The sequence below is a fragment of the Achromobacter sp. UMC46 genome (genome assembly GCF_014170335.1).
GTDB lineage: Bacteria > Pseudomonadota > Gammaproteobacteria > Burkholderiales > Burkholderiaceae_B > Achromobacter.
The window spans coordinates 113,512-128,941 of sequence record NZ_LZZS01000038.1 but is presented as its reverse complement, the minus strand read 5'-3'; the positions used below and the strand labels follow the sequence as shown (position 1 = coordinate 128,941).

Annotated in this window: 15 protein-coding genes; 9 read left to right on the top strand and 6 right to left on the bottom strand. The window is 63.7% G+C overall.

All coding sequences use genetic code 11. The features are described from left to right. The first annotated feature begins 104 nt into the window (after window positions 1-104). The 6 genes from A9973_RS27810 (at window position 105) to A9973_RS27785 (ending at window position 6,910) form a co-directional block, all read left to right on the top strand. Entirely contained in the window at window positions 105-746 is a 642-nt protein-coding gene (locus A9973_RS27810; protein ID WP_183016838.1) for a glycine zipper 2TM domain-containing protein, read from the top strand. 42 nt (window positions 747-788) lie between these two features. Further along, window positions 789-1,595 (top strand): PhaM family polyhydroxyalkanoate granule multifunctional regulatory protein, encoded by an 807-nt coding sequence (locus A9973_RS27805; protein WP_183016837.1) that lies wholly within the window; start codon window positions 789-791, stop codon window positions 1,593-1,595. 66 nt (window positions 1,596-1,661) lie between these two features. Beyond that, a complete protein-coding gene (gene glmU / locus A9973_RS27800) occupies window positions 1,662-3,035 on the top strand; it encodes a bifunctional UDP-N-acetylglucosamine diphosphorylase/glucosamine-1-phosphate N-acetyltransferase GlmU (RefSeq protein ID WP_183016836.1) in 1,374 nt (457 codons plus the stop codon). After that, window positions 3,035-4,432: an MFS transporter gene (locus tag A9973_RS27795; RefSeq protein ID WP_183016835.1), complete on the top strand. Its 1,398-nt coding sequence runs from the start codon at window positions 3,035-3,037 to the stop codon at window positions 4,430-4,432. The genes glmU and A9973_RS27795 overlap by 1 nt, the downstream gene beginning before the upstream one ends. 100 nt (window positions 4,433-4,532) lie before the next feature. Next, on the top strand, window positions 4,533-5,855 hold the full coding sequence (locus A9973_RS27790) for a UDP-glucose/GDP-mannose dehydrogenase family protein (protein ID WP_183016834.1): 1,323 nt from the start codon (window positions 4,533-4,535) through the stop codon (window positions 5,853-5,855). Continuing rightward, a complete protein-coding gene (locus A9973_RS27785; protein ID WP_183016833.1) occupies window positions 5,852-6,910 on the top strand; it encodes a glycosyltransferase family 4 protein in 1,059 nt (352 codons plus the stop codon). The genes A9973_RS27790 and A9973_RS27785 overlap by 4 nt, the downstream gene beginning before the upstream one ends. A gap of 31 nt (window positions 6,911-6,941) precedes the next feature. On the opposite strand, the gene A9973_RS27780 is transcribed toward A9973_RS27785, so the two are convergent. Beyond that, window positions 6,942-7,430 carry an Lrp/AsnC family transcriptional regulator gene (locus tag A9973_RS27780; protein WP_183016832.1) on the bottom strand — a complete coding sequence of 163 codons (489 nt, stop codon included), beginning with the start codon at window positions 7,428-7,430 and terminating at the stop codon, window positions 6,942-6,944. 150 nt (window positions 7,431-7,580) lie between these two features. Between A9973_RS27780 and glmS the strand changes: the two genes are divergently transcribed. Further along, window positions 7,581-9,413 (top strand): glutamine--fructose-6-phosphate transaminase (isomerizing), encoded by a 1,833-nt coding sequence (glmS, locus tag A9973_RS27775; RefSeq protein WP_183016831.1) that lies wholly within the window; start codon window positions 7,581-7,583, stop codon window positions 9,411-9,413. 543 nt (window positions 9,414-9,956) lie between these two features. After that, on the top strand, window positions 9,957-10,352 hold the full coding sequence (locus A9973_RS27770) for a hypothetical protein (protein WP_183016830.1): 396 nt from the start codon (window positions 9,957-9,959) through the stop codon (window positions 10,350-10,352). A 121-nt stretch (window positions 10,353-10,473) separates the two neighbouring features. Here the strand turns inward: A9973_RS27770 and A9973_RS27765 are convergent, their stop codons facing one another. The 5 genes from A9973_RS27765 to A9973_RS27745 form a co-directional block, all read right to left on the bottom strand. Beyond that, window positions 10,474-10,680, bottom strand: a complete 207-nt coding sequence (locus tag A9973_RS27765) for a hypothetical protein (RefSeq protein ID WP_183016829.1) — start codon at window positions 10,678-10,680, stop codon at window positions 10,474-10,476. 184 nt (window positions 10,681-10,864) lie between these two features. Then, on the bottom strand, window positions 10,865-11,383 hold the full coding sequence (locus tag A9973_RS31405) for a GNAT family N-acetyltransferase (RefSeq protein ID WP_183016828.1): 519 nt from the start codon (window positions 11,381-11,383) through the stop codon (window positions 10,865-10,867). Window positions 11,384-11,506: 123 nt separating this feature from the next. Next, the gene (locus A9973_RS27755) at window positions 11,507-12,571 is read right to left on the bottom strand and encodes an FAD-binding oxidoreductase (RefSeq protein WP_183016827.1); all 1,065 of its coding nucleotides are present in this window, start codon (window positions 12,569-12,571) and stop codon (window positions 11,507-11,509) included. Between the two features lie 177 nt (window positions 12,572-12,748). Beyond that, window positions 12,749-13,264 (bottom strand): nucleotidyltransferase family protein, encoded by a 516-nt coding sequence (locus A9973_RS27750; RefSeq protein ID WP_255469331.1) that lies wholly within the window; start codon window positions 13,262-13,264, stop codon window positions 12,749-12,751. A gap of 712 nt (window positions 13,265-13,976) precedes the next feature. Continuing rightward, complete coding sequence (locus tag A9973_RS27745) at window positions 13,977-14,456, bottom strand: Lrp/AsnC family transcriptional regulator (protein ID WP_370539546.1); 480 nt, start codon at window positions 14,454-14,456, stop codon at window positions 13,977-13,979. Between the two features lie 170 nt (window positions 14,457-14,626). On the opposite strand from A9973_RS27745, the gene A9973_RS27740 reads away from it, so the two are divergent. After that, a complete protein-coding gene (locus tag A9973_RS27740; protein ID WP_183016825.1) occupies window positions 14,627-15,421 on the top strand; it encodes an HpcH/HpaI aldolase/citrate lyase family protein in 795 nt (264 codons plus the stop codon). Window positions 15,422-15,430 lie beyond the last annotated feature (9 nt).

Genomic DNA, 15,430 nt, shown 5'->3' with positions numbered 1-15,430 from the left:
CTGTCCACCGGCGCGGCGCCTGCAAAGAAGCGTCACCATCGCAACATGCCGAAACCGCGCCCGGGTGCTATACCGATGCCGGTTAGTTACGATGGAGCTTCGTCATGAATACCACCCGAATCGAGAACCCGCGCCGCGGCCTGCATCCGCTGGTCGCGGCCGCGGCGATCGCCGTCATTGTCATGTGCGCGGTGGGCGTGGCCGCGGTGATGGGCTGGCTGCCCTCGCCGTCGGCCAACCCGCACGCGGATGCGCCCGTCGCGGGCGCCGGCCCCGAAAGCGCCAACCTGGCGCCCGCGCCCCAGGCGGCGGCGTCGCCTGCGCCGGCCCAGACCGGCCGCCCGGCTTCCGCCGCGGCACCCCGTCCGGCGGCGCCCGCCCCGGCGCAGCAAGCCTGCCAGAGCTGCGGCGTGGTGGAGTCGGTGCGCCAGGTGCAGGTGCCCGTGAAAGACAACAGCGACCATCTGGTCGGCACCATTGGTGGCGGCGTGGTGGGAGGCGTTGTGGGTAATCAGTTTGGCGGAGGCAGCGGCAAGACGGCCCTGACCGTGCTGGGCGCGGTTGGCGGCGCTTTGGCAGGCCGTGAAGTTGAGCGTAATATCAGACAGCAACAAACGGTGACGCACTATGAACTGACGGTCCGCATGGGCGACGGTAGTGCGCGCCAGTTCCGCAGCGCGCAGCCGTTCGCCTTTGCCTCGGGCGATCGTGTGCGCGTGGAGAATAACCAGCTGCTGCCGGGTTGACCGGCAGCCGGCGGAAACCATCCGTATTTGGGGAGACCTGGCATGAGCGACCAATTCACGAACCCGTTCGTCCTTCCTGGCATGGGACAGAATTCCGACCTGTCGGGCAATCCCCTCCTGGCCAGCATGGAAATGATGCGCCAGGCCTGGGCGGGCCTGACCGGGCCGGGCGGCCTGGCCAGCAGCCTGCCGATGGCCCCGCCCATGAACCTTGAAGACCTGGACCGCCGCATCGCGGAACTGCGCTCGGTGGAAAACTGGCTGCGCATGAACTTGTCGATGCTGTCGTCCACCATCCAGGGCATGGAAGTGCAGCGCTCCACCATCAGCACGTTGCGCGCGTTTGTGGATAGCGCGGCCAACATGGACCTGGGCGGGGTTCGCGACAGCGGCGCCGCGTCTCCGCTGGAAGTGGTGCTGGGCTTGAAGCCCGCGCCCAAGGCCAAGCCGGCATCGAATCCGCCGCCGGCCGAAGGCCGGGCAGCGGACGGCCAGGCCAAGGGCGCGGACGCATCCGCCAGTAAGGATTCGCCGGAATCGTCCATGCAAGGCATGAGCGAGCAAATGGGCGCCGCCGCGCAATCGGCGTCCAAGGCGTGGTGGGATCTGCTGCAGCAGCAGTTCAACCAGATCGCCGCGGCCACCGCGGCGACCATGCCGGGCACGCCCGCGGAGCCGGGGGCGGACGCCAAGGCCAAGCCGGGTGAGTCCAAGGCCGCCGCCAAGACCGAAACGAAGGCCGAAGCGAAGGCCGCCAAGCCCGCGGCGCGCAAGCCTGCCGCCAAGACGGCCGCCAGATCCGCGCCGAAGGCCGCCAAGAAAACCGGGGCTGCCGACGGCAAGCCCTGACCCCCTTTCAATCGACATGCGAGCGGCCGCCAGGCCGCTCGGCCGTCCCAACCCTACCTGGAACTTATGCTTAACGTAGTGATTCTTGCCGCCGGACTGGGCAAACGCATGCAGTCCGATCTTCCCAAAGTGCTGCACACGCTGGCGGGTAAACCGATGCTGGGCCACGTGCTGGACAGCGCACGCCAACTGAAGCCGGCGCGCATCATCGTCGTGGTCGGCCATGGCGCCGATCGCGTCAAACAGGCCTACGACGGTCAGGGTGATCTGCACTTCGTGTTGCAGCAGCCGCAGCAAGGCACGGGCCACGCCGTGCAGCAGGCGGTGCCGCTGCTGCTGGAAGGCGACGGCAAGGACGACGTGACGCTGGTGCTGTACGGCGATGTGCCTCTGGTGCAGCCGGACACGCTGCAACGCCTGCTGGCCGCGCGCGCCTCGGGCGCCGCCGTGTTGACGGAAGTGCTGGCGGACTCCACGGGCTACGGCCGCATCGTGCGCGACGCCCAGGGCAACGTGTGCCGCATCGTCGAGCACAAGGACGCTTCGGAAGCCGAGCACGCCATCAAGGAAGTGAACACCGGCATCCTGACCGCGCCGACCGCCAAGCTGAAAGACTGGTTGTCCCGCATCGACAACAAGAACGCCCAGGGCGAGTACTACCTGACCGACGTGGTCGGGCTGGCCGTTGCTGACGACGTGCCGGTGGGTGCGGCCCAACCCGGCGCGGGCTGGGAAACGCTGGGCGTGAACAGCCGCGTGCAGCAGGCCGAACTGGAGCGCCGCTGGCAGGGCGAACAGGCCCGCCGCCAACTGGAAGCCGGTGTCACGCTGGCCGACCCGGCGCGCTTTGACGTGCGCGGCACGCTGACGTGCGGGCGCGACGTGTTCATCGACGTGGGCTGCGTATTCGAAGGCAACGTGACGCTGGCCGATGGCGTGCGCGTGGGCCCGCATTGCGTCCTGCGCGATGTCGCCGTGGGCGCCGGCACCCAGATCGAAGCGTTCAGCCACCTGCAGCAGGCCGAAGTGGGCCTCGACGCGCGCGTGGGCCCGTATGCCCGCCTGCGTCCCGGCGCTGAACTGGGCGACCGCAGCCACGTCGGCAACTTCGTCGAAATCAAGAAGAGCGTGCTGGGCGCGGACAGCAAGGCCAATCACCTGGCCTACATCGGCGACGCCGACATCGGCGAACGCGTGAATGTGGGCGCCGGCACCATCACTTGCAACTACGACGGCGTGAACAAGCACCGCACCGTCATCGAGGACGACGCCTTCATCGGTTCCGACTCGCAACTGGTGGCGCCCGTGCGCGTGGGCCGTGGCGCGACCCTGGGCGCGGGCACGACCCTGACCCGCGACGCGCCGGCCGGCAAGCTGACCGTGTCGCGCGCCAAACAGCTCACCATCGAGGGTTGGCAGCGTCCGGTCAAGAAGTCGTGATGGCGGAGAACGACTCCGCCCGGGACACGCCGCCGTCTGGCGGGGCCAAGCCCGCCCCGCCAGACGGCTTGCCGGCCCCCAGGCGGTATTGGGCGGCCGCCACGGTGATGACGGGCATCAGCCTGTCGGTGCTGGACACTACCATCGCCAACGTGGCGCTGCCCACCATCGCCGTCGATCTCAACGCGTCGCCCGCCGAAGCGGTCTGGGTCGTCAACGCCTACAACCTGGCGGTGGTGATGATGCTGCTGCCGTTGTCGGCGCTGGCCGAACGCATCGGCTTTCGCCGCATGTTCACCTTCGGCCTGATGCTGTTCACCCTGGCGTCGCTGGGGTGCGCGCTGGCCGGCACGCTGTGGCAGCTGACCGCCGCTCGCGTGTTCCAGGGCGTGGGCGCCGCGACGCTGATGTGCATGTTCGGCGGCCTGGTGCGCAACATCTATCCCCTGAAGATGCTGGGCCGGGGCATCAGCATCAACGCCACCACGGTGGCGGTGATGTCGGTGCTGGGCCCGACAATCGGGTCGGCCATCCTGTCGGTAGCGCCGTGGCCCTGGATCTTCGCGGTGAACCTGCCGATCTGCGTGCTGGCCATGTTCGGCCTGCGCCATCTGCCCGAAGTGCCGCGCAACGACGTGAAGCTGGACTGGATCAGCGCCCTGCTCTGCATGGCGACGCTGGGCGTCTTCATTTCGGGCGTGGACATGATGGGCCAGGATCTGCTGCGCGGCATCGGCCTGGTGGCGATCGCGTCAGTGGCCGGCATGGTGCTGGTGCGCCGTGTCAGCAAGCAGCCGGCGCCGCTGGTGCCGGTGGACCTGCTGCGCATCCGCCCGCTGGCGTTCGCCGTGGGCGCGTCGGCCTGCACCTTCGCGGCGCAGATGGCGTCGTATGTGTCGTTGCCGTTCTATTTCCAGCAGGTGCTTGGCCGGCCGTATCTGGAAGTGGGCATGCTGATGGGCGCCTGGCCTGTGGGCACGGCCCTCATCGCGCCGCTGGCGGGCCGCCTGTCCGACCGCTACTCCGCCGCCACCCTGAGCGGCGTGGGGGCGGCGACCATGGTGGTCGGCATGCTGTCGCTGGCGCTGCTGCCGTCGACGGTATCCAATTGGCCCATCGTGGCGGGCATGTTCGTGGCCGGGGTGGGCTTCGGCTTCTTCCAGACGCCGAACAACCGCGCCATGCTGTCGGCGGCGCCCCGCTCCCGCAGCGGCGCGGCGGGCGGCCTGCAGGCGACGACGCGGGTCTTCGGCCAGAGCTTCGGCACGGCGCTGGTGGCCATCGCCTTCAGCGTCAGCGTCGCTCATGGCCCTGGTCTGGCGCTGGTGCTGGGGACGGTTTGCGCCGCGCTGGCGGTGGTGGTCAATACCGTCCGGTTCAACAAACTGCGGGTCTAGGTCGGTTCCGCCCGTCAACCCCGGCCGCTTCTATAATGGCGGCCAGCGCCTGGTCCAGGGACCAGGCGCGCAAGATTTCCTATTTTGAAGGCGTGCAGGCATGAAAATCACGGTCGTGGGTACCGGTTACGTGGGGTTGGTGTCGGGAGCGTGCCTGGCCGACATGGGCAACGACGTCATGTGTCTGGACGTGGACGCGGCGAAGATCGCCCTGTTGCGCCAGGGCGGCATCCCCATCTACGAGCCCGGCCTGGAAGACCTGGTCCGCCGCAACGTGCAGGCGGGCCGCCTGCATTTCACCGACGACGTGGCGCAAAGCGTGGCCTTCGGCGACGTGCAGTTCATCGCCGTGGGCACGCCGCCGGGCGAAGACGGTTCCGCCGACCTGAAGTACGTGCTGGCCGCCGCCGGCAACATCGCGCGCCACATGACGTCCCGCAAGCTGATCGTGGACAAGTCCACCGTGCCCGTCGGCACGGCCGACAAGGTGCGCGCGGTGGTGGACAAGGAGCTGGCCGCGCGCGGCGTCGACATCCCGTTCAGCGTGGCCTCCAACCCCGAATTCCTGAAGGAAGGGGCCGCCATCAACGACTTCATGAGCCCGGACCGCGTGGTCGTCGGCGCCGACGACGACTACACCGTCGGCGTGATGCGCCGCATCTACGAACCGTTCCAGCGCACGCACGACCGTCTGATGGTGATGGACGTGCGCTCGGCCGAGCTGACGAAATACGCCGCCAACGCCATGCTGGCTACCCGCATCTCGTTCATGAACGAGATGGCGAACCTGGCCGAAGCCCTGGGCGCCGACATCGAGCAGGTGCGCCGCGGCATCGGCGCCGATCCGCGCATCGGCTACCACTTCCTGTACCCCGGCGCGGGCTACGGCGGTTCCTGCTTCCCCAAGGACGTGCAGGCGCTGGTGAACACCGCCGCGGAAAACGCCCTGCCCATGCGGGTCATCGAAGCCGCCGAAGCGGCCAATCATGCGCAGAAGTTCCGCTTGTCGGAAAAGCTGGTGGCGCGCTACGGCGAAGACCTGCGCGGCCGCAAGATCGCGTTGTGGGGCTTGTCGTTCAAGCCGAACACCGACGACATGCGCGAAGCGCCCAGCCTGACGGTCATCGCCGAACTGACGCGGCGCGGCGCCGAAGTGCGCGCCTATGATCCGGTGGCCATGCACGAGGCCGCACGCATGCTGGTCGGGCAGCCCGGCATCACGTTCGCCACCGACATGTACGACGCGCTGGACGGCGCGGACGCGCTCTTGATCGCCACCGAATGGAAGGTCTTCCGCGCGCCCGACTTCGACCGCGTGAAAGCCTTGCTGAACACGCCGCTGATCATCGACGGCCGCAACCTGTACACGCCGGCCGACGTGCGCGGCCTGGGCTTCGAGTATTCCGGCATCGGGCGCGCATGAAGATCCTGCAACTGAACTTCGAAAAGGGCTGGCGCGGCGGCGAACGGCAGACGCTGTATTGCATGCGCGCCTTCCGCAAGGCGGGCCACGACGTCGAAGTGATGTGCCGCGAGGGCGCGCCGCTGGCTGAACGCGCGCGCCAGGAGGGCTTCGTGGCCCACACCTGCCGCAACGTGCCCGGGCAACTGGCGTTCCTGGCCGGCGCCGGCCGCTACGACATCATCCACGCGCAGACCGCCAACACCATCACATGGGCCGTGCTGACCAAATGGCTGCATCGCAGCCCCGTGGTGTTCTCGCGCCGCACGTCGTTCGTGGTCAAGCCGGGCGACGAATGGAAGACCGGTTTCAAGTGGCGCCACGCGAACCTGTTCGTGGCCATCAGCGAGATGGCCGCCAGCGAACCGCGCCGGCTGGGCATCGAGCCTGTCATCATCCGCAGCGCCGTCGAACCGCATGCGATCAATGCCGAAAACGTCGCCGCCCTGGTCCATGAATTCGACCTGGCCGGCAAAAAAGTCATGGCGACGTCCGCCGCGCTGATCCGCGACAAAGATCCGGTGACCCTGGTGCGCGCCGTGGGCGAGCTGGCCAGGACACGCCGCGACTTCGTGTTCCTGCACTTCGGCGCCGGCGGCGACCGCGAACAGCAGGCCAAGGACGAAGCCAAAAAGCTCGGCATCGAAGACGTCTACCGCTTTGCGGGCTTCCGCAAGGGCGTCGAAGACTTCTACAGCATCCTCGACGTGTTCGTCATGAGCTCCGAGGAAGAGGCGTTGGGCAGCAGCGTGCTGGACGCCTTCCTGCAGCGCGTGCCGGTGGTGTCCACCGATGCGGGCGGATTGAAGGAAAGCCTGGCCGATGGCCGCGGCGTGCTGGTGGCGGTGGGCGACCACCAGGCCATGGCGGCCGGCATGGCCCGCTGCCTGGACGACGCGGCCTTCCGCCACGACGTCACCGAACGCGCCTATGCGTACGTGAAGAGCGAACACGACGTCCAGGAGATGGGCAACCGCTACCTGGCGCAGTTCGAGCGCCTGCTGCGCCGCCGGTAGGCGCGGCGCCCGCCGCGCCACTCCCAACGCATTATCCGCGCACGTCGATCCGCGTCTCGAACTTGGCGCGGTGCACCGAGAAGAACGTGCGCACGTTGCGCACATTGGCCTGGGCCGTGAAGGCCCGGTGCACCAGCGCGTGATAGGCCGGCATGTCCTTGACCTGTGCGATCACCACGAAATCCGGCCCCGGCGACACCCGGTAGCACTGCAGCACGGCGGGTTCGGCCAGCAGGCTCTGCTCGAACGCGTCCAGGCTTTCGGCCGCCTGCACGTCCAGCGTGATCTCCACGATCGCCGTCAGCGTGCTGCCCAGCTTTTCGGCCGCCAGGATGGCGACCTGCCGGTCGATCACGCCTTCGTCCACCAGCCGGCGCACCCGCCGCAGGCAGGTCGGAGGCGACGCGTGCACGCGCGCGGCCAGATCCTGATTGGTCAGCGAGCAGTCTTCTTGTAACTGTTCAAGAATGCGCCGGTCCAGATCATCCAGTTCCGGCAGCGAAATCGGCCCGTTTTGCATGATTAGTTCAAAAATATGGCTTTGAAGAAAGATTATTTAATCACACTTATGTAAGGGAATTAAATTCCATTTTTATAAGCATAAAGAAATCAAATTTCTTAATGGGTCGCGCACAATGCGTCGGTACACGAACTTAGCGGAGTCTCTCCTATGTGCGGCATTGTTGGCGCCGTCGCCCAGCGCGACATCACCCCGATCCTGGTTGAAGGCCTGAAGCGGCTGGAATATCGCGGCTACGATTCTTGCGGCGTCGCCGTCTACGCCGACGGTCATCTGCGCCGCACGCGCAGCACGCAGCGCGTGGCAGAACTGGCCGAGCAGGTCGCCGAGGACAAGGTGCAGGGTTTCACCGGCATCGCCCACACCCGTTGGGCCACCCACGGCGTGCCGGCCACGCATAACGCCCACCCGCACTTCTCGCACCTGGGCAACGATGAGCCGCGCATCGCGCTCGTCCACAACGGCATCATCGAGAACCACGACGAACTGCGCGCCGAGCTGCAGGCCGTGGGCTACGTTTTTGAAAGCCAGACCGACACCGAGGTCATCGCGCACCTGGTGAACCACCTGTACGCCGGCGACCTGTTCGAAGCCGTGCAGAACGCCGTGCGCCGCCTGCATGGCGCGTACGCCATCGCCGTGTTCTGCCGCGACGAGCCGCACCGCGTGGTCGGCGCGCGCCAAGGCTCGCCGCTGGTGGTGGGCGTGGGCCAGAACGAGAACTTCCTGGCCTCCGACGCGCTGGCCCTGGCCGGCACGACCGACCAGATCATCTATCTGGAAGACGGCGACGTCGTCGACCTGCAGCTGTCGCGCGTCTGGATCGTGGACGCCGAGGGCAAGAACGTGGACCGCGAAGTCCACACCGTGCACGTGCACACCGGCGCCGCCGAACTCGGGCCGTACCGCCACTACATGCAGAAGGAAATCTTCGAGCAGCCCCGCGCGGTCGGCGACACCCTGCAAGATATCGAAGCCATCACGCCCGAACTGTTCGGCGACGAGGCCTTCAAGATCTTCAAGGACATCGATTCGCTGTTGATCCTGGCTTGCGGCACCAGCTACTACGCGGGCCTGACCGCCAAGTACTGGATCGAGTCCATCGCCAAGATCCCGGTCGCCGTGGAAATCGCCAGCGAATACCGCTACCGCGACAGCGTGCCCAACCCGCGTTCGCTGGTGGTGACGATTTCGCAGTCCGGCGAAACCGCCGACACGCTGGCCGCGCTGAAGCATGCGCGTTCGCTGGGCATGGAAAACACGCTGACCATCTGCAACGTGTCCACCAGCGCGATGGTGCGCGAGTGCAAGCTGTCCTACATCACGCGCGCCGGCGTTGAAATCGGCGTGGCCTCGACCAAGGCCTTCACCACGCAGCTGACCGCGTTGTTCCTGCTGACGCTGGCGTTGGCGCAAGTGCGCGGCCGCCTGAGCGACGAGCAGGAAGCCGAACACCTGAAGGCGCTGCGCCACCTGCCGGTGGCCATCGGTTCCGTGTTGGCGCTGGAACCGCAGATCATGGCGTGGGCTGACCGCTTCGCCTCGAAGGAAAACGCCCTGTTCCTGGGCCGCGGCATGCACTACCCGATCGCGCTGGAAGGCGCGCTGAAGCTCAAGGAAATCAGCTACATCCACGCTGAAGCCTACCCGGCTGGCGAACTGAAGCACGGCCCGCTGGCGCTGGTGACAGAGCACATGCCCGTCGTGACCATCGCGCCCAAGGACGAGCTCCTGGAAAAGCTGAAGTCCAATATGCAGGAAGTGCGTGCGCGCGGCGGCGAGCTCTACGTGTTCGCCGATGCCGACAGCAAGATCCAGAGCGCCGAAGGCATGCACGTGATCCGCATGCCGGAGAACTACGGCAAGCTGTCGCCCATCCTGCACACGATCCCGCTGCAACTGCTGTCGTACCACACGGCATGCGCGCGCGGCACGGACGTGGACAAGCCGCGCAACCTGGCCAAGAGCGTGACGGTGGAATAACGCGAAGGGCGTTGCGGGGTTTCCTGAAAACTGGAAATAAAGACGGTCGCGCGGAATAAAGTCGGTCGCAGCGCCGACATCCTTCTACTCCTTCGATCTACCGCCATATCAGCTTGTACCCCATTGCAAGGGCCGCGTAAGCGGCCCTTCTTCATTTTTGGCATGAGGTTCGGCTCAGCAGAAGACGTACCAATCCAATCGTTGATACCGGGACAACCATTCAAACCGTCCTGTTGAACCGTTCAACACGGGCGTTTGCTGCGGCTTGCCCGGATGGATGTACTCGAGCTTGGTGTGCCACGCCTGGTTAACGTGGGACGGGAGCCGCCTGTACCAACTGCGTCGTCGCGCAGCACCGTGCGTCACCACCTCTGGTGAGGCATCATTGAATTGCTCCGAAATCTCAGTTCAACGCCCCGATTTGGACCGGCGCTCGCAGATGTGCGTAAACTTCCCCTGCTTAGCGTGTAGAGACCGTGGAGGCATTTGAATGGTTGTGTTCTTAAACCTCGAAGCACTTACCTCTAGGATGGAGGGTGACACATGATCGGCTGGTGGATCATCGTATCGACAGGCAGCCCCGAGGAATGCGACCGCGCCGACCCAGAAGCGCGTCGTGCTGCCATCCTGGCGCAGTGGGAAGCGGGCGCTGGCGGCATCGGTTGGATCGAGCGTTTGACGCAAATGAGCAAGGCCGCCAAGTTCGCCGGTGGCGGCTATCCGAACCGCTATGCCGCACGCGCTCGCGATGTGCTGCCATTGATCGAAGGCGGCGGTATCTTGCCATCCAAGGATGGCGTCTGGATCTTCGGCATCGACGAGGGCGAGGAATACGCGCAGCCTCCCGGTTGGATAGGCAAGATCCAGGTGCATGCCGACCGTGTGGCCGCATGTTCTCCCGATCAGCTCTTGACAATTGATGCCTGGGATCAATCCTGACTGTCATTTGAGGCCGCCAGGTCACAAAACCCGCAGCCCGCGCTTGGCCGGCGGCGCGTTCACAAATGTCGACCGTGTGCCCGCCGCGCGTCAGGGACCGTCAGCGTTGGCGCGCCAGGCCTCACAGCTCTTTGATCCTGTCCCCAGGTCGAGCTATTTCGTGAAGGAGATCATCAAGGTATCCCGCGATGTCTCCAACCTCCATATCGGCCGGGATGATGATGTCATCCGCACGCACCTGCTTGCCGTCGGTTAGGCGGTACACCTCCCATCCCCGGGTCGTGTGAAGCACTTCCAGCGCAAATCTTCCGTAAACGTCGAACTTCATGGCATCTCCACGTGGTTATGCGGTCCGTGGCTACGGTCGCTACGGGCCCCTATGCGGCCAAACTCGGGTATCCGGGTGGTGGCGCGAATGCCGGCGTTCGACCCTGAGCGGGCAATCTCTACGCTTTAAAGCAGACCCCGCTGTGAATTCCGGATCTCTCACGATTGCTGGGCAGGAGCCATTGTCAAACAACGTGCTTAATCAATGTTTCGATTTGAAGGCCTTCCACCAACGGTTGTCCCACTCCCGCGGCAACTGGATAGCCCTGCACATCCTCATTTCGCACGTAGCCTCTCCGTTGATAGAACGCGATGAGTTCCGCTCGAGAAGATAAAACGGACATTCTGAGATGCGTAGGATTGAAGTGTGACTTAGCGTATTCCTCGGCGTGAAGAAGGATTTGCTTTCCCAGCCCTAGGTTCTGTTGACATGGCTCAGTGGCAAGCATGCCGATGTAAACATCGGAATCATTGCGTTGAAGGTGAGCACAAGCTACGACATTTTCATCGTTGCACAGAACCAAGATAAGCGATTGAGGCTTAAATAGTGCATTTACTTGGTCAGGAGTCGTTCGGTCTCCTGCCACTAAATCGGCCTCGTGCGTCCAGCCTCGCTCAGACAACCGCGGCCTGTAGGCTCGGTTCACCAAGCTAGAAATCGCCTCCGCATCCGCTTTCGATGCAATACGTAATTGAAGTGGCATTGTCTTCCCGTCTGAAATTCGCTTCGAGGAATTGTATTGGCCGCAGATTAGCAACGACCGCTCCTGGCCGGCTGTAGCCGGTCACGCTTGCCGTCGCGAAGGGGGCAAGCATATCGGTCCAGATCAAGAGCCTAGAACAGCTTCGGCGCAACGGCGGCCAAGGAGGGGGGCAAGGATCACGCCGGGGTGTGCGACCAATGCAAATAAGCCCTCAATTCTTCCCACATGGCCGCATAGCGGTTTGCCGTCGGCCGTCATAGGACGCTGCGCAGCGGTTATGGAAAGCAGGGATGGCGACGCCCCGATTCCAAACAGGCGAGCAATTGCTTCTCCAGTTAGCTCGGCAAGGGCGGGAAGGCCGGCTTCGCCGCTTTCTGGATAATCGGCAGCAGAAACAAGGCCGCCTCCTAAGGAGGGGCGCAGCTCCATTTCTTGCGCGCAAACTAGGTGACGAAGGCCAGCCACTTCAGGACCGAATCGAAGCAATACTGCCGGCGTCTCATAGATCGGAATCTCCACGCCGACCGTCAAGGCAATCGCGCGCGCGCCATAGCCATTGGCGAGCACGACAATGTCGGCGGGTAGTTTCTTCCCCTCAACCACGACCCCCGTGATCCGGTTTCCTGCGGCTTCGATGGCTTCAACCGTTCCTTGGCGGACACTTGCCCCAGCGGCCTGCGCTCCTGCCAGCAGTTGGCGTGCAAATGCGGTGGGTTCCAATGCGAAGTCGTCGGGCGCCCAGGCGGCGAGTGATGGCGGATCTGAAATCATCGGTTCCCTTTCGGCAATCTGAGACCGAGTAAGTCGCTCCATTCGTGTGCCGGCATCCCGATGCTCAGCAATCATTGCTGCCGTTTCGTCCTCCGTAGACCGCCAGAGAATTGCGCCGCGCGCTGCGAGCGGCAACGGGCAGAGTTCGCGTTCGATACATGCGAACTCCTCCAGAGCCTTCAATCTTTCAGCGAATGCTGTAGGGCTGTCAGAGGGCGTGCTCGCGCTGGCACCGACCCAGCCGAAAGAGGAAGCGGTCGCACTGGTGAGGGAATTCGGGGCGCGTTCGATCAATGTGACTGATGCGCCTGCTTTGGACAGATGCCAAGCGGCCGACGCGCCCATGATGCCGCCGCCGACCACGATGACCTTGCCTTTACTTATCACGACTGGATTGTGCTTGAGGAAAATGGGCATGTGTTTGGCTGGGAAACTTGTTGACGGCAAGGGTGGGATTGCATTCCCCTTCGATCCATCGGACGCATCATAGTGTCGATTCGTTCAGATGATCCGAACCGAGACGAAGGACCGCTCCTGGCCGGGAGCTGTCCTTGACGACAGACCGCACCCGACCCACAGCGGTCCTATGTGCGGTCAGGGTGTACAGATTGATAGCCGAGGCCATCGGTGGCCGAATCGCTTGGAACTCACGCGGTGCATAAACGTTGAGACGCTCGCCCGCCGAGGGTTGTGCCGAACTCGCAGTTCAAACAGGTCACTCAATCCGTACGGCGCTATGACCTTCAATGATTCATTACCGTCCAGGTAAATGCCAACGCAAGTGGCAAACTCTGGCCACGTGGCCAGCCCATCGTCCAAAGACGTTAGGGGTGAAACCACCTGGCCGAGCGCTTCTGCGAACCACTCGTGCACTCTGGCCTGGTTTGTCACTTCCCAAGTGAGCGAGGGAAGGAGCCAATGCAGCCGCTCTTGAAGTTCGGCATCGAGAGCTAGAGGCGCTTCGGCATCAAAGTACGCAACGTCCACGTCATCCAAGTTCGAGGGCTCCTGAAAGCCATGCAAGCTATTCCAAACCAAGGATCTGATCGCCCCTGCACCGATGCACCACGAGGGCAAACCAAGGCAGCGAACCGCCCGCAGCGCAGCCATCAGTTGCTCAGAGGATTCGACGAGGTCGCATAGTTGTTGCTCATAGCCCGCTCGAACGTTTGTCATCATTTCGCCAGGAACTAGAATTTCGGGTTGCTTGTATGTGGAAACAGCATATCCGGAATCGTCCGGACGACCACTCCTAGCCGATAGCGGGCAGAGTGACGGCGCCAAGCGCCGTACAGACTTCCTGGTCGACCGGTTGGAGTGGCGCGACATCTGAAGATCGTACGCTGATCCGTCGATCACGACCGCAGGATGAGCCGAGCGGCGAGTGACCCATCCATTTCGCCACTAAGTCGCTGGAACACCGGAGGCACGAACGTTGCGACCGACTATTGTTCAATTTTCTTGCGCTGAAGACGCAAAGGCCTGGGGTGCGACCGACTTTGATCCGAGTTTTCTAATCTTGGAAATCTTTCAAAATCAAGGGGTTGCAACGGATGTTTGCGGCCGACTTTATTTCTCTCTTTCATTCTTTGAAAACGAGAAATAAAGTCGGTCGCACCTTGAACGTCGCGCTTCGCCTGTCAACACCGATCTTTTTTTTCTGAAATTGCCAATTTCTAGAAGGCCGCGTTTTTGCGGCCTTCTTCGCCTCGCTCTCACGCGATGGGAGTGGCAGCGCTTTGGCTAAATTTCGGGTGTAAGTGCTCGGTGCAGCGCACACGTCTGGGATCCCCCGCGGCCTACCCGCAACCGCCCGCCCTAGCTATTCCGGCGGCAGCGAAATGGCGTGCGCCGGTCCTTTTACCTCCTTCAGGACAAAGGACGTATAGACTTCCTTGACGCCCGGGAGAGCGCCTAGCACGTAGCGGGCGAGATCGCCAAAAGCATCCAGATCGCGGGCGATCACCGTCAGTTGATGATCGTAGCGGCCGGAGACGCAATGGCAGGAAAGCACTTCGGGAATGTCCCTGACGGCATCCTCAAACGCTTTGACGTGCGCGGCGCCTTTTTTGTCCAATGAAATGGACACGAAAGCGGTCACGTCAAACCCAAGCTTCTTGGCATCCACTTCGGCGCGGTAGCCGCGAATGACACCGTCGTCTTCCAGCCGTTTGACGCGGCGCCAGCAGGGCGACGGCGTCAACGAAACGCGTTCCGCCAATTCCGCGCTGGACAGGCGGCCGTCCACCTGGAGGGCGGCCAAAATCTGCATGTCGATAGGGTCGAAATTCTTGCTTTGCACGATTCTTCCAGTAATGTCGAATTCAAGCCGATTTCATTCTAAATTTTTACATATATCAGCCAAAAAATCGGAAATTTTTTCCATACAGCCCAGGTATCTTTGTGAGGCTGAATCAGAGGCCGTCAGCACCGTGAAGGGCAGGGCCTCCGTCTGATTGTCATGGAGCAGTCTTGGAAATATCGAATCCGATCCGTAGCGCATTGCTGGCTGGCGCGCCCTCAGAGGGATGCTGGTTGACGCTGGGTAGCCCGGCCGTCGCCGAAACCATCGCACACTGTGGCTTCGACTGGCTGGTGGTCGACATGGAGCACGCGCCCAACGACGTGAGCAATCTTGCCGCGCAATTGCAGGCCATCGATGCCGCCCGGGCGCATGGCGCCGCATCCTACGCCGCGGTGCGCGTCACCGCCAACGATCCCGTCCTGGTGAAGCGCGCCATGGATTGTGGTGCGCAGACGATCGTCTTTCCCAATATCGATACCGAGGAAGATGCACGCACGGCCATCGCGTCCATGCATTTCCCGTGCGAGGGCAACGGCGGAACCCGTGGCGTGGCGGGCCTGGTGCGCGCCGGCAGGTACGGACAAGATCCGCATTACATCAAAGCCGCGAATGCGCAGTCGTGTGCCATTCTGCAAATTGAATCGGCAACGGCGGTCCGCAATATCGAGGCGATAGCGGCGGTGCCGGCCGCGGACTGCCTCTTTATCGGCACCGCGGATCTGGCTGCCAGCCTTGGGCATCTGGGCGACATGGCCCATGCGGCCGTCCTGGACGCCGTGGCCACTGTCATTCGGGCCTGCAAGGCCGCCGGAAAGGCGGTCGGCATTTTCTCCAACAATGTCGAAGAGGCTGCTTCATACCGGCGGCAAGGCGTGCAGTTCATTGCCTTGCACTCCGACGTGGCGTGGCTGGCTCGCGGCGCCCGCCAGGCGCTGGCGCAATTTGAAGCGGCTGCCCGGTAGGCAGGCCGC

Excerpts from the sequence above, each read along its gene's own strand:
- A9973_RS27805 (WP_183016837.1), top strand. The coding sequence starts at position 789 with ATGAGCGACCAATTCACGAACCCGTTCGTCCTTCCTGGCATGGGACAG.
- A9973_RS27755 (WP_183016827.1), bottom strand. The coding sequence starts at position 12,571 with ATGCCCATTTTCCTCAAGCACAATCCAGTCGTGATAAGTAAAGGCAAG.
- glmS (WP_183016831.1), top strand. The coding sequence starts at position 7,581 with ATGTGCGGCATTGTTGGCGCCGTCGCCCAGCGCGACATCACCCCGATC.
- A9973_RS27770 (WP_183016830.1), top strand. The coding sequence starts at position 9,957 with ATGATCGGCTGGTGGATCATCGTATCGACAGGCAGCCCCGAGGAATGC.
- A9973_RS27780 (WP_183016832.1), bottom strand. The coding sequence starts at position 7,430 with ATGCAAAACGGGCCGATTTCGCTGCCGGAACTGGATGATCTGGACCGG.
- A9973_RS27765 (WP_183016829.1), bottom strand. The coding sequence starts at position 10,680 with ATGAAGTTCGACGTTTACGGAAGATTTGCGCTGGAAGTGCTTCACACG.
- A9973_RS27785 (WP_183016833.1), top strand. The coding sequence starts at position 5,852 with ATGAAGATCCTGCAACTGAACTTCGAAAAGGGCTGGCGCGGCGGCGAA.
- A9973_RS27750 (WP_255469331.1), bottom strand. The coding sequence starts at position 13,264 with ATGGCTGCGCTGCGGGCGGTTCGCTGCCTTGGTTTGCCCTCGTGGTGC.
- A9973_RS27795 (WP_183016835.1), top strand. The coding sequence starts at position 3,035 with ATGGCGGAGAACGACTCCGCCCGGGACACGCCGCCGTCTGGCGGGGCC.
- A9973_RS27790 (WP_183016834.1), top strand. The coding sequence starts at position 4,533 with ATGAAAATCACGGTCGTGGGTACCGGTTACGTGGGGTTGGTGTCGGGA.
- A9973_RS31405 (WP_183016828.1), bottom strand. The coding sequence starts at position 11,383 with ATGCCACTTCAATTACGTATTGCATCGAAAGCGGATGCGGAGGCGATT.
- A9973_RS27810 (WP_183016838.1), top strand. The coding sequence starts at position 105 with ATGAATACCACCCGAATCGAGAACCCGCGCCGCGGCCTGCATCCGCTG.
- glmU (WP_183016836.1), top strand. The coding sequence starts at position 1,662 with ATGCTTAACGTAGTGATTCTTGCCGCCGGACTGGGCAAACGCATGCAG.